Genomic DNA, 17,800 nt, shown 5'->3' with positions numbered 1-17,800 from the left:
CACGCCTCAAAGAATAAGGATTGCTTGAAGCAGTCAAACTTCTTTGGAAGCCCCCACTTCAAATTTTCGCTAGAAAATTAAGTGGGGGTAGTTCACTGAATAAGTATTGAAAAATCACGGGAAAGCTGATAAAGTGATAATGTATTAAATTTGAATATTTATTTATATTTAAGTATATTTATGTGACAGGAGAGGAGAACGACCATGGCAAATCCAAAATTGGTGTTGGCCTACTCGGGCGGTTTAGATACATCAGTCGCGATCAAGTGGCTCCAGGAGCGCGGATATGATGTGATCGCGTGCTGCTTGGACCTTGGGGAAGGGAAAGACCTCGATTTCGTGAAAGAAAAAGCGCTCAAAGTCGGGGCGATCAAATCGTATGTCATCGACGTCAAAGACGAATTTGCGAACGAGTATGCGCTCATCGCCTTGCAGGCGAACGCGTTGTACGAAGGGAAATATCCGCTCGTTTCGGCGCTGTCGCGTCCGCTCATCGCGAAAAAACTCGTTGAAATCGCCGAGCTCGAAGGCGCGGTGGCGGTGGCTCACGGCTGCACGGGGAAAGGGAACGACCAAGTGCGCTTTGAAGTGTCGATCAAAGCGCTCAATCCGGATTTGGACGTGATTGCCCCGGTGCGCGAGTGGAGCTGGTCGCGCGAGGAAGAAATCGAATACGCGAAACAGCACGGCATTCCGATTCCGGTTGACCTTGACAGCCCGTTTTCCATCGACCAAAACTTGTGGGGACGAAGCAACGAGTGCGGCATTTTGGAAGACCCGTGGGCGGCGCCGCCGGAAGAGGCGTATGAGCTGACGGCTTCGCTTGAGAACGCGCCGGATGTGCCGGATGTCATCGAGATCGGCTTTGAACAAGGTGTGCCGGTGACGTTAAACGGGAAGGCGTATCCGCTCGCGCAGCTCATTTTGGAGCTGAACGCGTTGGCCGGCAAGCACGGCGTCGGCCGCATCGACCACGTCGAAAACCGCCTTGTCGGCATCAAGTCGCGCGAAGTGTACGAATGCCCGGGGGCGATCACGCTCATCAAAGCGCATAAAGAGCTCGAAGACTTGACATTGGTGCGGGAAGTTGCGCACTTCAAACCGATCATCGAACAAAAAATCGCCGAAGTCATTTACAACGGTCTTTGGTTCTCACCGCTGAAAGACGCGTTGGTCGCGTTTTTGAAAGAAACGCAGAAAAACGTCACCGGCGTCGTGCGCGTGAAGCTGTTTAAAGGCCATGCGATCGTCGAAGGGCGCAAATCGCCGTTCTCGCTCTATGATGAAAAATTGGCAACATACACGTCCGAAGATGAATTTGACCATCAAGCGGCGGTCGGATTCATTTCGCTGTACGGCCTGCCGACGAAAGTCAACAGCATCGTGAACAAGCAAAACAAGGCGTCGGTGCCGACCGGCCAATGAAGGAAAATGAAGGGAACTTCATGAAAGGAAGGAGGAAGTCGCATTCCTCTGCGGCGAGATTCGTGAAAAAGCTTTGGGGCGGACGGTTTACGAAAACAGCGGAAGAATGGGTCGACGAGTTTGGCGCGTCGATCCCATTCGACCAAGAGCTCGTTGAAGAAGACATTGAAGGCAGCCTTGCCCATGTGACGATGCTTGGCGAGTGCGGCATTTTGCCGGCGGAAGATGTCGAGAAGATCAAGAGCGGACTCCTGCGGCTGCTCGAAAAAGCGAAGCGGGGGGAACTCGAGTTTTCCGTCGCGTATGAAGACATTCATTTAAACATTGAAAAAATGCTCATCGACGACATCGGCCCGGTCGGCGGCAAGCTGCACACTGGACGGAGCCGGAACGACCAAGTGGCGACCGATATGCATTTATACTTGCGCAAGCGCGTTGAAGAGATTCTCAGTCTCATCCGCGGGCTGCAGCGGGCGCTTGTCGCTCAAGCCGACAAACATGTCGACACGATCATGCCCGGGTATACGCATTTGCAGCGGGCGCAGCCGATTTCGTTTGCCCATCATTTGCTTGCGTATTTTTGGATGCTCGAGCGGGACTATGAACGTTTTTCTGAGTCGCTGAAACGGATTAACCGCTCGCCGCTCGGCGCCGGGGCGCTCGCCGGGACGACGTTTCCGATCGACCGGCATCGGACGGCGGAGCTTTTGGGCTTTGCCGATCTTTACGAAAACAGCCTTGATGCGGTGAGCGACCGCGATTTCATCATCGAATTTTTAAGCAACAGTTCGATGCTCATGATGCACCTGTCGCGGTTGGCCGAGGAGTTGATTCTTTGGTCAAGCCAAGAGTTCCAGTTCATTGAGCTGGATGATGCGTTTGCGACCGGCAGCAGCATCATGCCGCAAAAGAAAAACCCGGACATGGCCGAACTCATCCGCGGCAAAACCGGCCGCGTGTACGGCCACTTGATGGCGCTCCTCACGGTGATGAAAGGGCTGCCGCTCGCCTACAACAAGGACATGCAAGAAGATAAAGAAGGCATGTTTGATACAGTAAAGACGGTCGTCGGGTCGCTGAAAATTTTCACCGGCATGATTGAAACGATGAACGTGCGCACAGACGTCATGGAGCGGGCGACGAAGCAGGACTTTTCCAACGCGACCGAGCTTGCCGATTACTTGGCGGCAAAAGGCATGCCGTTCCGCGAGGCGCATGAGGTCGTCGGCAAGCTCGTGCTGCTTTGCATTGAGAAAGGCGTCTTTTTGGCCGACTTGCCGCTTGACGTGTATAAGGAGGCGTCGCCGCTCTTTGACGCAGACATTTATGACGCCTTGAACCCGCGCACGGCCGTCAACCGCCGCAACAGCGCCGGCGGCACCGGTTTTGCCGAAGTGCGGGCGGCGCTTGAAAAAGCGAAAGAAAAGCTAAACACCCCGTAACGGCGGGGTGTTCTTTTTTGGCATTTGCCGGCGGCACAGAGAATGGATGCATTCGTTGGGCGCGGAAGGCTATTCTTTCGGTGTCCTGACCACAAGCACATCGCATTTCGCATGGCGGACGATGTTTTCCGAGACACTGCCAATCAGAAACCGCTCGACCGCGTTCAACCCGGTCGCCCCGCAAATGATGAGGTCGGCTTTGTATTTCGGAGCGACGTCTTTGGCGATTTTCACTTTCGGCGAGCCGAATTCGACTGCGGTGTCCACATCGTCGAGTCCAGCGGCGACGGCTTCGTTTTTATACCGTTCCAGAAGTTCGTTCGCATATTGCTCCGACCGTTCGGCGAGGGCGTAATCGTGCGCTTCAACGGTCGTAAAGCCGCGCAAGTCGATGATGTGGGTCAAAATGAGTTTCGCCCCGTTTCGCTTGGCGATTTGAACCGCTTTTTTGAACGCCCATTCCGCTTCCTTCGAGCCATCGACGGCGACGACGATCGTTTGGTAGGTCATGGTCATGTTCTCCCCTCCCTTTGGTTAAAAATGCTATCTCTATATATGGTATACCCATCGCCCTTTGACGAGAAACTAGGCCATATATTGAGATTTTGTGAACAGGGGAGGAAGAGCAATGGAAAAGCGGTATAACGACTGGCAGTACGATGAGGAGGAAGTGCGGACGATCACCGAGCAAATTACCGAGTCGTATGAAAGCGGCATTGTTGACGAGGATGAATCGTATTACGACCCGCGCCGCGAAGTCGGCGAATAGCCATAGCGCCTGCGCGTTATGGTTATTTTTTTGTATTCGCTCCGGTTTGTAGTAAAGTAAAAATGAGACAGCAAATCGCGACGAGGAGGGAGAAGGGTGCGGCACGCCTTGATTACGGCCGGAGCGAAAGGATTGGGGAGAAAAGTGACCGAGCTGCTGCTTGATAAAGGCTACTCGGTGACGGTGAACTACCGGAGCGATGAACAGGCGGTGCGCTCGCTTGCCGAGAAGTACCGCGGCGCCGCTGACCGCCTCCAGTTTGTGCAGGGAGATGTGACGGACAAAAACGATTTAGCGGCGCTTGTGGACGCCGCCATGGAGCGGTTTGGCCGCATTGACTGCCTCATCAACAATGCAGGGCCGTACATTTTTGAGCGGAAAAAGCTGGCCGATTATACGGAAGACGAATGGTACGAAATGATTGAAGGCAATTTGAGCTCGGTCTTCCATTTAGTGAGGCGGACGATCCCGATTATGCGAAAACAGCGGTTTGGCCGCATCATTACGTACGGATTTCAAGGAGCGGCGGATGCCCCGGGCTGGGTGCACCGTTCGGCGTTCGGCGCGGCGAAAGTCGGGCTTGTATCGCTGACGAAAACGATCGCCCTGGAAGAGGCGGAATATGGCATTACCGCCAATATGGTGTGCCCAGGCAACATTGTCGGCGATATGAAAGAAGCGGGGATCGCCGACGCCCGCGTGAGAAGGGATGCGGAAACGCCGGTCGGGCGCCCGGGGACTGGCGAAGATATCGCCCGCGTCATCGCGTTTTTATGCGAGGACGACTCGGATTTCATCACCGGCGCCGTCATTGACGTCACCGGCGGAGCGAACGTCATTTACCGCCACCTTTTCCGTTGAGAACAGCGCCTCCTCCTTTTTTCGTTTGCTTTTGCGCGAAACGGGGCACAATAAAAGGAGAAGCGGGAAGGAAAAAGGAGGAAAAAGTGATGAAGATCGGCATTCCAAAAGAAATCAAAAACAATGAAAACCGCGTCGCCATCACTCCGGCAGGCGTGATGACGCTCGTCAAAGCGGGGCATGACGTGTATGTGGAGACGGAAGCCGGCGCTGGGTCGGGGTTTTCTGACGCTGAATATGAAAAAGCCGGGGCAGTGATCGTGACAAAAGCGGAAGATGCCTGGGCGGCGGAGATGGTGTTGAAAGTGAAAGAACCGCTGCCTGAGGAGTTCCGCTATTTCCGTCCAGGGCTCATTTTATTTACGTATTTGCATTTAGCCGCGGCCGAAGCGCTCACGAAAGCGCTCGTCGAGCAGCAAGTGGTCGGCATCGCTTACGAGACGGTGCAGCTTGCGAACGGCTCGCTGCCGCTGTTGACGCCGATGAGTGAAGTCGCCGGCCGCATGTCGGTGCAAGTCGGCGCCCAGTTTCTCGAGAAGCCGCACGGCGGGAAAGGCATTTTGCTTGGCGGCGTGCCCGGAGTGCGGCGCGGCAAAGTGACGATCATCGGCGGCGGAACGGCGGGGACGAACGCGGCGAAAATCGCGGTCGGTCTCGGGGCAGACGTGACGATTTTGGACATTAACGCCGAGCGGCTGCGCGAGCTCGATGATTTGTTCGGCGACCACGTGACGACGCTCATGTCCAACTCGTACCATATCGCCGAGTGCGTGCGCGAATCGGATTTGGTCGTCGGCGCCGTCTTGATCCCGGGGGCGAAAGCGCCGAAGCTGGTGACGGAAGAGATGGTGCGCTCGATGACGCCGGGATCGGTGTTGGTCGACATCGCCATTGACCAAGGCGGCATTTTCGAAACGACCGACCGCGTCACGACGCATGACGATCCGACATACGTCAAGCACGGCGTCGTCCATTACGCCGTCGCCAACATGCCGGGCGCGGTGCCGCGTACGTCAACATTCGCGCTTACGAACGTCACGATCCCATACGCCTTGCAAATCGCCAACAAAGGCTACCGCGCCGCGTGCTTGGATAACCCGGCGCTGTTAAAAGGGATCAACACGCTCGATGGGCACATCGTGTACGAAGCGGTCGCGGCGGCGCACAACATGCCGTATACGGATGTTCATTCGTTGCTGCAGGGATGAAACAATGAAGATGGAGCCGCCTTGATGGCGATGAGAAAACAAAGCTGTCCGAATCGGCTTCGGGATCGATCCGGCGGACAGCTTTGTTCGTGCGCTTATTCGCAGAAGCTTTTGCCAATGGTTTTTCTCGTTATACAATGATCAATTCCTTCGAAAACGACGTCAACACCTCAACGCCGTTGTTCGTGACCGCGACATCGTCTTCAATGCGCACGCCGCCGATGGATGGGACGTAAATGCCCGGTTCGATCGTAAACACCATGCCGGGAGCGAGCGGGTCGGGGTTGGCGCCATGAAGCGATGGGTATTCGTGGATTTCGATTCCTAAGCCGTGCCCGACGCGGTGGGTGAAGTACGGGCCGTAGCCGGCTTGTTCGATGACGTTTCGAGCGGAGCGGTCGATCTCCTTCATCGCGGTTTGCGGGCGGCAGGCGTCGATCGCCGCCTGCTGGGCGCGCCGAACGGTATCGTACATGAGCCGCTGTTCGTCGCTTGCCGTCTGACAGACGACGGTGCGGGTAATGTCGGAGCAATACCCATCGACGATGACGCCCAAATCGAACAGCACGAAATCGCCCGGTGCGACCGCCGCCGTTCCCGGCACGCCGTGCGGGTCGGCTGATTTGGCGCCTGCAAGCACGGTCGTGGGAAACGACATCCCTTCAACGCCGAGTTTTTTCAGCTCATATTCAATGACGGCGACAAGTTCAAGCTCCGTCACGCCCGGGCGGATGGCGGAGACGCCGATTTCGATCGCTTTGTCGGCCAGTTTTGCCGCCTGGCGCAACACCTTCATTTCCTGCTCATCCTTGATCAGGCGAAGCTGGCGCAGCTTTTCTTCGGCGTCGTGCCACTTGGCGTTTGGAAACAATGCCGAGAGACGCTCGAAACGGGCGAACGACAAATGGTTTTTCTCGATGGCAATCAAGCCGGGTTTTGCGCCGCGCGCTTCGAGATGGCGCCCGATCTCTTCCCATGGGTCGGTGCTGTCGTCGTAGCCGATCACCGTATACCCAAAGCCGCTCCGGCGGGCGCGCGGGACTTCCATTTGCGGACAGACGAGCGCGGGCTCGCTGTCAGGGAAGACAAGCAATGCAAGCAGCCGCTCGTGTGGATCGCAAAAAAAGCCGCTCAAATAAAAAACGTTGGCGCTTGACGTAATGAAGGCAAATGAATCATCATGATGTTGAAGCCATGATGAAAAAGCATCCAGCCGTTGGTTCATCGTTCCCTTCCTTCCTTTTTTCGTGATCGTCCATTTTGAGCGTATCAAGAAACGGGCCGTTTGTAAATGGACAGGCGGGAAAAGAAGGGAATGGATGGGCGGCGGCGAATCATGTGTAGTGGAAAGGAGAGATGTGACGATGAAAATCAGCTACCATGGCCATTCGGTCGTCCGCATTGAGACGAACGGAAAAACGATTTTGATCGACCCGTTCATCACCGGCAATACGACGACCGATTTGAACGCGGCGGATGTGAAAGCGGATGTCATTTTGTTGACGCACGGGCACGGGGATCATGTCGGCGATACGGTTGAAATCGCCAAGCGGAACAACGCCCTTGTCGTGGCCACATTTGAGCTGGCGACGTATTTAAGCTGGCAAGGCGTCGAGACGTTTGGCATGAACATCGGCGGGGCGCGCGAATTTGACTTTGGCACGGTCAAGTTCACGCAGGCGTTCCACAGCTCCGGGTTTGTGACGGACGACAAGCAAATCATTTATTTAGGCATGCCGACCGGCATTTTGTTCACGGCCGAAGGCAAAACGATCTATCATGCCGGCGATACCGGGCTGTTTTCCGACATGAAGCTGATCGGCGAGCGCCATAACATCGATGTCGCCTTTTTGCCGATTGGGGACAGCTTCACGATGGGGCCGGAAGACGCGGCGGTCGCCGCCGAGTGGCTCGGGGCGAAACTCGTCGTGCCGATCCATTACAACACGTTCCCGCCGATCACCCAAGACCCCGAACGGTTCGTCTCGCTTCTACCGTCGGGTGTCGGCCGTGCTCTGAAGCCAGGCGAAAGCATCGAGCTGTAACAGCGGCGCCCTTCCCACTTTGGGAAGGGCGCTTTCTGATGGCCGGCGCGATCGTTGAATCCCCGCTGCTGAGCCCTGTATAATGAAAGTAACAATGCGTAAAGGGTGAAGACCGTTGGCGACCAAACATGAACAAATTTTAGAATACATCCACCGGCTGCCGATCGGCGAGAAAATTTCCGTCCGGCAGATCGCCAAGGAAATGGGCGTAAGCGAAGGGACGGCGTACCGGGCGATCAAGGACGCCGAGAACAAAGGGTATGTGAGCACGATTGAACGCGTCGGCACGATCCGGATTGAGAAGAAACGGAAGGAAAACATTGAGAAGCTTACGTACGCCGAGGTTGTCAACATTGTGGACGGCCAAGTGCTTGGCGGACGTGAAGGGTTGCATAAGACGCTCAACCGTTTTGTCATCGGCGCAATGCAGCTGGAGGCGATGATGCGCTATACGGGCGCAGGGGATTTGCTTATCGTCGGCAACCGGACGAAGGCGCACGAGCTGGCGCTTCAGGCGGGGGCGGCCGTGCTCATCACCGGCGGGTTTGACACGGCCGACCACGTGAAAAAGCTCGCCGATGAGCGGCAGCTGCCGATCATTTCGACGAGCTATGACACGTTTACGGTCGCGACGATGATCAACCGGGCGATTTATGACCAGCTGATCAAAAAGGAGATTGTGCTCGTTGAGGACATTGTCACCCCTGTCGAGAAAACAGCCTATTTATATACAGACGATCCCGTCGAGCGCTGGTATGTGCTAAATCGCGAGACGCGCCATACCCGGTTTCCGGTCGTCGACGACCAGTTGAAAGTGCAAGGCATTGTGACGGCAAAAGACGTGCTGGATGTCGACCGGCAGCTGCCGGTCGAAAAGGTGATGACGAAGCAGCCGATTACGGTGAACGGAAAAACATCGGTCGCATTTGCCTCGCACATCATGGTATGGGAAGGGATTGAACTGCTTCCGGTCGTTGATGACCATAACCGGCTGCAAGGGATCATCAGCCGCCAAGACGTGTTAAAAGCGCTGCAAATGGCGCAGCGCCAGCCGCAAGTCGGCGAGACGATCGATGACCTCGTCACCGCCCAGTTCCGCGAGTCAGGCGACAAAGAAACGCTGTTTCGCTGCACGATCACGCCGCAAATGACGAACTATTTAGGGACACTCTCGTACGGCGTGTTTACGACGATCGTCACCGAAGCGGCGGCGCGGATGCTGCGGGCGTACAAACGCGGCGATTTGGTGATGGAAAGCATTACGATTTATTTCATCAAGCCGGTGCAAATCGACACTACAGTCGACGTGCAGGCGAAGCTTTTAGAGCTCGGGCGCAAGTTCGGAAAAGTGGACGTCGAGGTGTACAATGAAGGCGCCATCGTCGGGAAGGCGATGATGATGTGCCAGCTGATCGACCGGTAATCGACAACGAAAAAAGGATGTCCGCCCTTTGTTGCTGGACATCCTTTCCCTTTCGCTGTGAACGGTTATGGTCAGCTTTGTTTCGCCGCTTTTTCCGCCTCTTCGATCGCCTGCGGCAGATAGTAGCGGTAGGCGCGGTAGCCGGCCCAGACGCTGCCGGCGCCTAGGGCGATAAAGATGGAGGAGATGATATAGGTGACAGTTGTCTGATACAAAAACAACTGGTTGACTCCGAACAAGGCGACAAACAGCCCGAGCGCCATGCTCGATTTCGCCGAGAGGAAGCGGCGCTCCATCGGGCGCTGCGAGCGAACGTAGCGGATTTTATAATAGACGTAAAACGAAAAGGAAAATATAATGAAAATAACCAATACGGGCATGCTGGCTCCCTCCGTAGTCCGTTTCTTTTTCCATTGTACATAGAAGCGCGGAAAAATGCCAGCGGTTGAAAATGACAAGCCATAAAAAGGGGACGAAGTGATGAAAGACGTTTGCCGGGACATTCTTGAAACGATTCGCCAATTTGATACGATCATCATCCATCGCCACGTGCGCCCGGACCCGGACGCGTACGGGTCGCAAGGCGGGCTGGCGGCGCTGCTTCGGGCGTCGTTTCCGGAAAAACAAGTGTATGCGGTGGGGACGGATGATCCATCGTTGTCATTTTTACGTCAAATGGATGTCATTGACGATGGCGCCTATGAACAGGCGCTCGTGATTGTCTGTGACACGGCGAACGAAGAGCGGATTTGTGACAGCCGCTACCGGCTCGGGCGGAAGCTGATCAAAATCGACCACCATCCGAACGATACGCCGTACGGCGACATCATGTGGGTTGACACCGACGCCAGCTCGACGAGCGAAATGATTTACGAACTGTATTTGGCCGGCAAAGACGACGGGCTGACGATGACCGCCGAGGCGGCGCGCCTGATTTATGCCGGCATTGTCGGCGACACGGGCCGTTTTTTGTTTCCGCGTACGAGCGAAAAAACGTTTCGCTATGCCGGAGAGCTCATTTCGTACGGCTTTTCGCTGACGGAATTGTATGACGGGCTGTACCGGACGAGCCTGCCGCTCGCCCGTTTGAGCGGTTATGTGCTGTCGAATTTCACGATCGATGAAGGAGTGGCGGCGGTGAAAATGCCGCGGGCGCTGCTCGAAGAATACGGCGTCACCCCGCTTGAAGCGTCGCAGCTTGTCGGGCTGCTCGGCAACATTGATGGCATCATCGCCTGGGTGTTTTTCGTTGAGGAGGAGAAGGAGATTCGCGTGCGTTTTCGTTCGAAAGGGCCGGTCATCAATGTCGTCGCCAAGCGGCATGGCGGCGGCGGCCATCCGCTGGCGGCCGGCGCGTCGATCGCTTCATGGGAAGAAGCCGACCGCATTGTTGAAGAGGTGAGAGCCGTTTGCCGGGCGGAACGGTAACAGAAGGGGGCGAGAAGGGCGTCATGCGGCGCCGCCCCCTCTTTTGCCGCCTGATGCAGCGTCCGGCGCTCTTGTCGGCGTCGGGGTGTCGGTTTGTTTTGGCTTTTCTCGTTTGTCGGCTGCATGGCGTGTTAAGGGAGCGGCTTCAATTTCACTTCCACAGCCAAAAGGGTGAAAATGGTGAGCGTATGAATTTCCAGCCGGTACGCTTTTTCGTGGATCGTATACGTTTTGTTTTCAATTGCCCGCTTGATCAGCTCGCGGCTGTTGTACACCGTTTCAATATCTTTGGTGATTAAATGGGACAAATCTTCTTTCACACTGTCTTCGATGCGGAACGCTGTGTACGAATCAAGCTTGTATTGCTCGGCGTTGACAAGGTGGACGGACACGTCCTGCACGGTCAGCTTTTTTTTCATTTCTTTGTTGTAATGGATATAGTCTTCTTGCCAAATGCGAATTTCATTTTGCAAGTCGGCGATCTGCTCGTTCAGCTCATTGACGTGCCGCACCTGCTTTTCCTGCAGGACGCCGAAAATGTACAAAAAGACAAACCAGCTGATGAGCGCCCCAATCGCTACGCCGGCGAAAAAACGCTGCCATGACGGATATTGGTAATACGGAGGAATTCTCATGGCGAAATGTGCTCCTGTGTCAGCCACGTAATGATCGCCACTCCTGTTTGCGCGCCGCCCATGGCGGACAAAATGAGCAAAAACTGCCGCACAATGTCTTTTGTTTCCCCGAGAAACAGCCCTCGCTCGACGACGTAAAACGTATCAAACGTTCCGCCGATGGCGGCGACGACCGCCCAAATGCGCAAGTCGCCGGCAAACCGGTACATGGCCGTCAGCGGCTGGCCGCCGCTCAAAAATGCGCCGAGCGCGCCGATGATGGCGCCGCCAAGCAACACGCCGACCGCGATAAAATAGCTTTGGATCAACGCCGGCAAAAACGCTGCTTTTTCGTCCATCGTTTCCCCGCCCTTTCTTTCTCTTTTACTATGTATATCAACGAATGGGACGGAGCATGCAGCCAATGGAAAAGTTTTCGTCCGCAGACGGATGAATAAGGGAGGGCTGTCTATGACGTTTGTGCACTTGCATGTGTCAAGCGGCTATAGTTTGTTTCAAAGCACGGCCACCGTGGAAGCGCTGGCGGCCAAGGCGAAACAGCTCGGCTGCCCCGCCTTGGCGTTGACCGACCGCAACGTGCTGTATGGCGCTCTGCCCTTTTACAAGGAGTGCCAGCGCCATGGCATCCGTCCGATCATCGGCGTGACGGCCGATATTGCTCTCAGCGGGGACGGCGCCTATCCGCTCGTGCTGTTGGCCGCCAATGAGGAAGGGTACCACCATGTAATCGAAATCAGCACGATGATCCAAATGGGCGAAGAAAAGCAGATCGATGAAGACGCCCTCCGCCGGTTGAGCGGTGGAATTGTCGCCATCACCCCGGGGGCTGAAGGGCGGGTCGAGTCGCTGCTGGCCGCCGGGGAATGGCAGCAGGCGAAAGCGGTGCTCGCCCGCTATCAACAGCTGTTTCCTGGCTGTTTGTATGTGGCTGTCCAGCGCGGCGAGCGGACGCGCGCACCGTACGAAGGAGCGTTGCGGCAGTTGGCGGAAGAAGCCGGGGTTCCGGTCGTGGCGACGAATGACGTCCGTTATGTTGAGCGCGGCGACGCCGCAGCGTGGCGCTGCCTGCAGGCGATCAGGCTCGGCGTGCCATTTGCTGACGTCCAAGAGGATGGCGGCCGTTATTTGGCGGCGCCGGATGAGATGGCGCGCCGGTTTGCCGACTTGCCAGAAGCGCTTGAGAACAGCGCGGCGATCGCTGATCGGTGCGAACTGCACATCCCGTTTGGCGGCTGGCGGCTGCCGAAATTTCCGGTGCCTGACGGCGAGACGGCGGACGGGTATTTACGCCGTCTGTGCGAACAAGGGCTCGCCCGCCGTGTGCCGGGCGCCGATGAGCGTTACTGGAAGCGTCTGCGGCATGAGCTTGATGTCATTCAGGCAATGCGCTTTAGCGATTATTTTTTGATTGTCGCCGATGTGGTTGCCTACGCCCGCCAACGTGGCATTCTCATCGGACCGGGCCGCGGTTCGGCGGCCGGCTCGCTCGTCGCCTATGCTTTGGCTATTACCGATGTCGATCCGATCCAATACGGGCTGTTGTTTGAGCGGTTTTTGAATCCGGAGCGGGTGTCGGTGCCGGATATTGATCTTGATTTTCCCGATGACCGGCGCGAAGAAATGATTCGCTATGCGGCGGACAAATACGGGCGCGACCGCGTCGCGCAAATCATTACGTTTGGGACGTTCGGCGCCAAGTCGGCGCTGCGCGAGACGGCGAAAGCGCTCGGCATTCCCGGGAGCGAGGCGGAGCGGGTTGTGTCGCTTTTGCCGGATAAACAAGGGGTGACGATCCGCCAATGGCGCAGCGAGTCGACCGCGTTCCGCCGCGCCGCCGAAACGGTGCCGGACGGCAAGCAGTGGCTGGATATCGCGCAAACGCTCGAAGGGCTGCCGCGCCATACATCGATTCACGCGGCTGGCGTCATCATCAGCCCTGAGCCGCTTGTGCGCCAAGTCCCGTTGCAGCCAAGCCATGGCGAATGGCCGCTCACGCAATACGCCATGGGGTCGCTCGAGGCGCTCGGCCTTCTCAAAATGGATTTTCTCGGCTTGCGCACGTTGACGCTGCTCGGGCAAATGGTGCGTCTCATCGAACGGCAGACAGGAAAGCCGTTTGATGTGCGTCGCGTTCCGCTTGACGACGAAAAAACGTATGCGCTCCTGAGCGCCGGAGAGACAAACGGCATTTTTCAGCTTGAATCAAGCGGAATGAAGCGTGTGCTTGCGGAATTGCGGCCGTCGGAGCTGGAAGACTTGGTCGCTGTCAACGCCTTGTACCGGCCGGGGCCGATGGACATGATTCCTGCTTATATCCGGCGCAAGCGCGGAGACGAGGCGATTTCGTATATCCATCCTGACCTTGAGCCGATTTTGGCGCCGACTTACGGAGTGCTGATCTACCAAGAGCAAATTATGCAAATCGCCGCCCGCATGGCTGGGTTTTCGCTCGGACAAGCGGACGTGCTCCGGCGGGCGGTGGCGAAAAAAGAGAAGGCGCGTCTCGCTGAACAGCGGGAGGCGTTTGTCGCCGGCTGCACGGCGAACGGCTATCCAAAGGAAGTTGCCGAGGAATTGTACCGGCATATCGTCCGCTTCGCCGATTACGGCTTCAACCGGAGCCACGCGGTCAGCTATGCGCTGTTGTCGTATGCGATGGCCTACATTAAAGCCCACTATCCGCTTTGTTTTTACGCGGCCATGCTCTCGGGCGCTTCCGGCGACCGGGAAAAAACGGCTCTTTACGCTAGCGAAGCAGCGCAAAAAGGGATTCCGCTGCTGCCGCCATCCGTCAACCGGAGCGGCTATCGGTTTGCGATCGAAGGCAAGGCGATCCGCACCGGGCTGGCGGCGGTGAAACATGTCGGCACAGCGGCGAGGCTCATCATCGAAGAGCGTCGGGAGCGCGGACCGTTTGCCGATTTTTTCGATTTCGCCATCCGCCTGTTGCCGAAAGGATTGCCGCGCCCGGCGCTTGAGGCGCTCGTTTTGGCCGGCGCGTTTGATGAAATGGACGGGGAGCGGGCTTCGCTTTTAGCGAGCATTGACGTGGCGGTCGAACACGTGCAATTGGTCGGGCCGTACTTGGACACAGGCGGATTGTCGCTGAAGCCGAAATACATGGATGCCCCCCCGCTGCCGCCGGATGAGCGGCGGAAACGGGAAAAAGAGTTGCTCGGGTTTGCCGTCACCCCACATCCGGCCGCGGTCTGCCGCCCGCTGTTTCAAGCGGCCCGGGCGGTGCCGATTGCCGAAATGCACGGTTCGGCGGCCGTGGTCGGCGGCTATGTGGCCAAACAGCGGAAAACGAGAACGAAACGGGGGGAGGAAATGGCGTTTGTGACAATCAGCGATGAAAGCGGGGAAGTGGAGGCGGTCGCCTTTCCGTCCATTTATGCCCGCGCCTCCGATGAGCTGGCGGAAGGAAACTTTGTGTTGCTTTTTGGAACGGTCGACCGGCGCGCAGGCAGGCGACAGCTCATCATCCGCCGCGCCGGCCTCCTGCCCGTGTCGGCGCTATACATTAACGCGAGCCGGGCCGATGAGGCCAAATTGTCCAAGCTGAAACAGCTGCTTGAGCAGCAGCGCGGCGCTACGCCGGTCTATTTGTATGACGAAGCGAAGCGGACGCTTCTCCGTCTTCCGGAGCAGTACGCCGTCGCGCTCACAGCGCCGCTTGTCGATGGGCTGCTCGCCTTATTCGGCTTCGGGCGCATTGCTGTGAAATAACTTCCCCTTTACTATTTCGCTATTTTATTATATCGTATAACCATTAGGTGGTCAGACCAGTGCGTCTGGCTGCGGTTGAACGGCATGCCGCCCACGCATGGAGTATGGCATGAACCGAAAAGGAGGGGTCTCCGTTCAACGATGAAAAAGTGTACGCCGAGACGTTGAAGCATATCCATCGTCTCGTTGTCGAGGATGGCCTTGTCCCGGGCGACAAGCTGCCGTCAGAACGCGAGCTGGCCGAGCGGCTCGGCGTCGGCCGCTCGTCGGTGCGCGAGGCGCTGCGGGCGCTTGAGTTTCTCGGCCTGATTGAGACGCGGCGCGGCGAAGGGACCTACTTGTGCGAGGTCGGCGGACATCAGCTGATTGAGTTGCTGGCGATGTTTTTGCTTGAAAATGAACGGGCGAAAGCGGATTTGGCGGAAACGAAATGGCTGATCGAACGGCTGCTGCTCGAGCTCGCTTGCCTCCGCTGCAGTGAAGATGCGCTGGAGAGGCTGGAAAAAACCGTTCGCCAAAAACCGACTGATTTCACGCCGTTTTTTCAGGCGGTCGCTGAGGCGGCTGACAACTACTTGCTCATCCGCATTTGGCGGGCGCTGTCTAGGTTTGCCTCCGCCTGTGCGCCCGACCCACCGCTTGCCGACTCGTTTTATGACCAGCTGTTAGCAGCATTGAAAAAACGCGATCCGGCTGAAGCCGCTGCTGTCTGGGAGAGGCACCGGCCTTCGCCGTTGTCGAAACAGAACTGACACCGTTTGACAAACAACCGCTTGCATTTTCGATAAAGTAGTAGAGAGGCGAAAACGCAAAGGAGGAGCTCCCTCGTGTGGAAAGATTTATTTGCCAAAAAGAAGAAGTATGCGTCGCTTCCTTCCGAGCAAGTGAGGCATGAGGTGCCGGAAGGCGTGATGACGAAATGCCCGCAATGCAAAAAAATTATGTATACAAAAGAGTTGGTGAAAAATTTGCGCGTTTGCCTAAGCTGCGGCTACCATCATCCGATGCCGGCGCGCGAACGGATCGAGAGCGTGCTGGATGACGGCAGCTTTCGCGAATATGATGCCGATATGATTTCTGTCAACCCGCTCGGGTTTCCGGGCTACATAGAAAAACTCGAGGAAGACCGGCGCAAGTCGGGATTGAACGAGGCGGTCGTGACCGGCGAAGGGACGCTTGACGGCCATCCGCTCGTCATTGCGGTCATGGATTCCTCGTTTCGCATGGGCAGCATGGGCTCTGTTGTCGGCGAAAAAATCACCCGTGCAGTCGAACAAGCGCACGATAAAGGCGTGCCGTTTCTCATTTTTACCGCTTCCGGCGGCGCCCGCATGCAAGAAGGGGTGTTAAGCTTGATGCAAATGGCGAAAACGAGCGCGGCGCTCAAACGGTTCAGCAGCGACGGCGGCTTGTTCATTTCCGTCATGACCCATCCGACAACAGGCGGCGTATCGGCGAGCTTCGCCTCGCTTGGCGACTACAACTTCGCTGAACCTGGCGCGCTCATCGGCTTCGCCGGCCGCCGCGTCATCGAACAGACGGTGCGCGAAGAGCTGCCGGAAGATTTTCAGACGGCGGAGTTTTTGTTAAAGCACGGTCAGTTGGATGCCGTCATTCACCGCCATGAGCTGAAAGAGACGCTGGCGGTCGTGCTTCGCATTCACGCGGGAGGAGGGGAATCAGGATGGTGGCGGAATTAGAATTCGAAAAGCCGCTTGTCGAGCTGCGCCGCAAAATTCAAGAGCTGAGAGAGTTTATGAAAACGGCCGATGTCGACTTGTCGGCGGAAATCGAGAAACTGGAGGCGCGCCTCGCCAAGCTGGAAAACGACGTGTATGCCAATTTGACGCCGTGGGACCGCGTGCAAATCGCCCGCCATCCGCAGCGGCCGACGACGCTTGATTATATTGGGCGGCTGTTTGCGAATTTTCTGGAATGCCATGGCGACCGCTGCTTTGGCGACGATGAGGCGATCGTCGGCGGCATCGCCGAATATGACGGGCTGCCGGTGACAGTCATTGGCCACCAGCGCGGCAAAGATACGAAAGAAAATTTGCGCCGCAACTTCGGCATGCCGCACCCGGAAGGCTACCGGAAGGCGCTGCGGCTCATGAAGCAGGCAGAAAAGTTTTCGCGGCCGATCATCTGCTTTATCGACACGAAAGGCGCCTATCCGGGCAAATCGGCCGAAGAGCGCGGGCAAAGCGAAGCGATCGCCCGCAACTTGTTTGAAATGGCAGGGCTCACCGTGCCGGTCGTCTGCATCGTCATCGGCGAAGGCGGAAGCGGCGGGGCGCTCGCCCTTGGCGTCGGCAATCATATTCATATGCTTGAAAATTCCACGTACTCGGTCATTTCGCCGGAAGGGGCGGCTGCTATTTTATGGAAGGATGCGTCATTGGCGCAACGGGCGGCGGAAACGATGAAAATTACCGCTCACGACTTAAAAGCGCTCGGCGTCATTGACGAAATCATTCCGGAAGTGAAAGGCGGCGCCCACCGCAACGCTGACGAGCAGGCAAAGGAAATGGACCGCGTGCTGCGCCGGTCGTTGAAAGAGTTGTTGGCGCTTGACGGCGAGGCGCTCGTCCGGCAGCGCTATGAAAAATTTAAACAAATCGGCCAAGTGTCGTTTTTGCAGGAAACGATTCGGGCAAGATAAGGAAAAAGCTGTCTCGACTTTCGGGGCAGCTTTGTTCTGTCCATGAAAAAATTCTGTTCATGTAAGCCGTTTCAACAAGGCGTCGCTGTTGTGTTCCGCCCATGTTCATGGTACATTAGGGTTGTTCAAGAGCGACAGATGTATGAGGTCGGACGTGTTGAATTTGATGCAAA

General features: G+C 56.7%; 17 protein-coding genes. 12 read left to right on the top strand and 5 right to left on the bottom strand.

The features are described 5' to 3' along the window. Positions 1–204: 204 nt before the first annotated feature. Both CV944_RS05655 and argH read left to right on the top strand, forming a co-directional pair. Entirely contained in the window at positions 205–1,425 is a 1,221-nt protein-coding gene (locus tag CV944_RS05655) for an argininosuccinate synthase (RefSeq protein ID WP_015375604.1), read from the top strand. A 62-nt stretch (positions 1,426–1,487) separates the two neighbouring features. Further along, positions 1,488–2,867, top strand: a complete 1,380-nt coding sequence (gene argH / locus CV944_RS05650; protein WP_100663950.1) for an argininosuccinate lyase — start codon at positions 1,488–1,490, stop codon at positions 2,865–2,867. A 69-nt stretch (positions 2,868–2,936) separates the two neighbouring features. Here argH and CV944_RS05645 read toward each other — a convergent pair whose 3' ends face one another. After that, positions 2,937–3,383, bottom strand: a complete 447-nt coding sequence (locus tag CV944_RS05645) for a universal stress protein (RefSeq protein WP_033014467.1) — start codon at positions 3,381–3,383, stop codon at positions 2,937–2,939. A 112-nt stretch (positions 3,384–3,495) separates the two neighbouring features. On the opposite strand from CV944_RS05645, the gene CV944_RS17420 reads away from it, so the two are divergent. The 3 genes from CV944_RS17420 (at position 3,496) to ald (ending at position 5,705) form a co-directional block, all read left to right on the top strand. After that, positions 3,496–3,636, top strand: a complete 141-nt coding sequence (locus CV944_RS17420) for a hypothetical protein (RefSeq protein WP_011232228.1) — start codon at positions 3,496–3,498, stop codon at positions 3,634–3,636. Between the two features lie 96 nt (positions 3,637–3,732). Beyond that, entirely contained in the window at positions 3,733–4,497 is a 765-nt protein-coding gene (locus CV944_RS05640) for an SDR family oxidoreductase (RefSeq protein ID WP_100663949.1), read from the top strand. Between the two features lie 89 nt (positions 4,498–4,586). After that, positions 4,587–5,705 (top strand): alanine dehydrogenase, encoded by a 1,119-nt coding sequence (ald, locus tag CV944_RS05635; RefSeq protein ID WP_100663948.1) that lies wholly within the window; start codon positions 4,587–4,589, stop codon positions 5,703–5,705. A gap of 130 nt (positions 5,706–5,835) precedes the next feature. Here the strand turns inward: ald and CV944_RS05630 are convergent, their stop codons facing one another. Further along, on the bottom strand, positions 5,836–6,930 hold the full coding sequence (locus tag CV944_RS05630; protein WP_100663947.1) for a M24 family metallopeptidase: 1,095 nt from the start codon (positions 6,928–6,930) through the stop codon (positions 5,836–5,838). 139 nt (positions 6,931–7,069) lie between these two features. On the opposite strand from CV944_RS05630, the gene CV944_RS05625 reads away from it, so the two are divergent. Together CV944_RS05625 and CV944_RS05620 are read left to right on the top strand one after the other, a co-directional pair. Next, positions 7,070–7,750 carry a metal-dependent hydrolase gene (locus tag CV944_RS05625; protein ID WP_100663946.1) on the top strand — a complete coding sequence of 227 codons (681 nt, stop codon included), beginning with the start codon at positions 7,070–7,072 and terminating at the stop codon, positions 7,748–7,750. Between the two features lie 115 nt (positions 7,751–7,865). Continuing rightward, positions 7,866–9,173: a CBS domain-containing protein gene (locus tag CV944_RS05620; protein ID WP_100659265.1), complete on the top strand. Its 1,308-nt coding sequence runs from the start codon at positions 7,866–7,868 to the stop codon at positions 9,171–9,173. Between the two features lie 71 nt (positions 9,174–9,244). Here the strand turns inward: CV944_RS05620 and CV944_RS05615 are convergent, their stop codons facing one another. After that, positions 9,245–9,553 (bottom strand): YtpI family protein, encoded by a 309-nt coding sequence (locus CV944_RS05615; RefSeq protein ID WP_044743532.1) that lies wholly within the window; start codon positions 9,551–9,553, stop codon positions 9,245–9,247. A gap of 100 nt (positions 9,554–9,653) precedes the next feature. Between CV944_RS05615 and CV944_RS05610 the strand changes: the two genes are divergently transcribed. Next, positions 9,654–10,601, top strand: a complete 948-nt coding sequence (locus CV944_RS05610) for a DHH family phosphoesterase (RefSeq protein ID WP_033008569.1) — start codon at positions 9,654–9,656, stop codon at positions 10,599–10,601. 131 nt (positions 10,602–10,732) lie between these two features. On the opposite strand, the gene ytrI is transcribed toward CV944_RS05610, so the two are convergent. Together ytrI and ytrH are read right to left on the bottom strand one after the other, a co-directional pair. Next, a complete protein-coding gene (gene ytrI, locus CV944_RS05605; protein ID WP_033008567.1) occupies positions 10,733–11,236 on the bottom strand; it encodes a sporulation membrane protein YtrI in 504 nt (167 codons plus the stop codon). Further along, positions 11,233–11,574, bottom strand: coding sequence for a sporulation membrane protein YtrH (gene ytrH / locus CV944_RS05600; RefSeq protein ID WP_033008565.1), 342 nt, complete (start codon positions 11,572–11,574; stop codon positions 11,233–11,235). Before ytrH ends, ytrI begins: the two co-directional genes overlap by 4 nt. A 112-nt stretch (positions 11,575–11,686) precedes the next feature. On the opposite strand from ytrH, the gene dnaE reads away from it, so the two are divergent. From dnaE to accA, 4 genes are all read left to right on the top strand, one after another. Continuing rightward, positions 11,687–14,965: a DNA polymerase III subunit alpha gene (gene dnaE / locus CV944_RS05595; RefSeq protein ID WP_044743531.1), complete on the top strand. Its 3,279-nt coding sequence runs from the start codon at positions 11,687–11,689 to the stop codon at positions 14,963–14,965. A gap of 149 nt (positions 14,966–15,114) precedes the next feature. Then, positions 15,115–15,717 (top strand): FadR/GntR family transcriptional regulator, encoded by a 603-nt coding sequence (locus tag CV944_RS05590; RefSeq protein WP_033008561.1) that lies wholly within the window; start codon positions 15,115–15,117, stop codon positions 15,715–15,717. Positions 15,718–15,792: 75 nt separating this feature from the next. Beyond that, positions 15,793–16,665, top strand: a complete 873-nt coding sequence (gene accD, locus CV944_RS05585; RefSeq protein WP_100659264.1) for an acetyl-CoA carboxylase, carboxyltransferase subunit beta — start codon at positions 15,793–15,795, stop codon at positions 16,663–16,665. Next, on the top strand, positions 16,650–17,627 hold the full coding sequence (gene accA / locus CV944_RS05580; protein ID WP_100659263.1) for an acetyl-CoA carboxylase carboxyl transferase subunit alpha: 978 nt from the start codon (positions 16,650–16,652) through the stop codon (positions 17,625–17,627). The genes accD and accA overlap by 16 nt, the downstream gene beginning before the upstream one ends. The last annotated feature ends 173 nt before the right edge of the window (positions 17,628–17,800 follow it).

This window comes from Geobacillus sp. WSUCF-018B, from assembly GCF_002809985.1.
Lineage (GTDB): Bacteria > Bacillota > Bacilli > Bacillales > Anoxybacillaceae > Geobacillus > Geobacillus thermophilus.
This window is presented reverse-complemented; position numbering and strand designations above follow the sequence as displayed.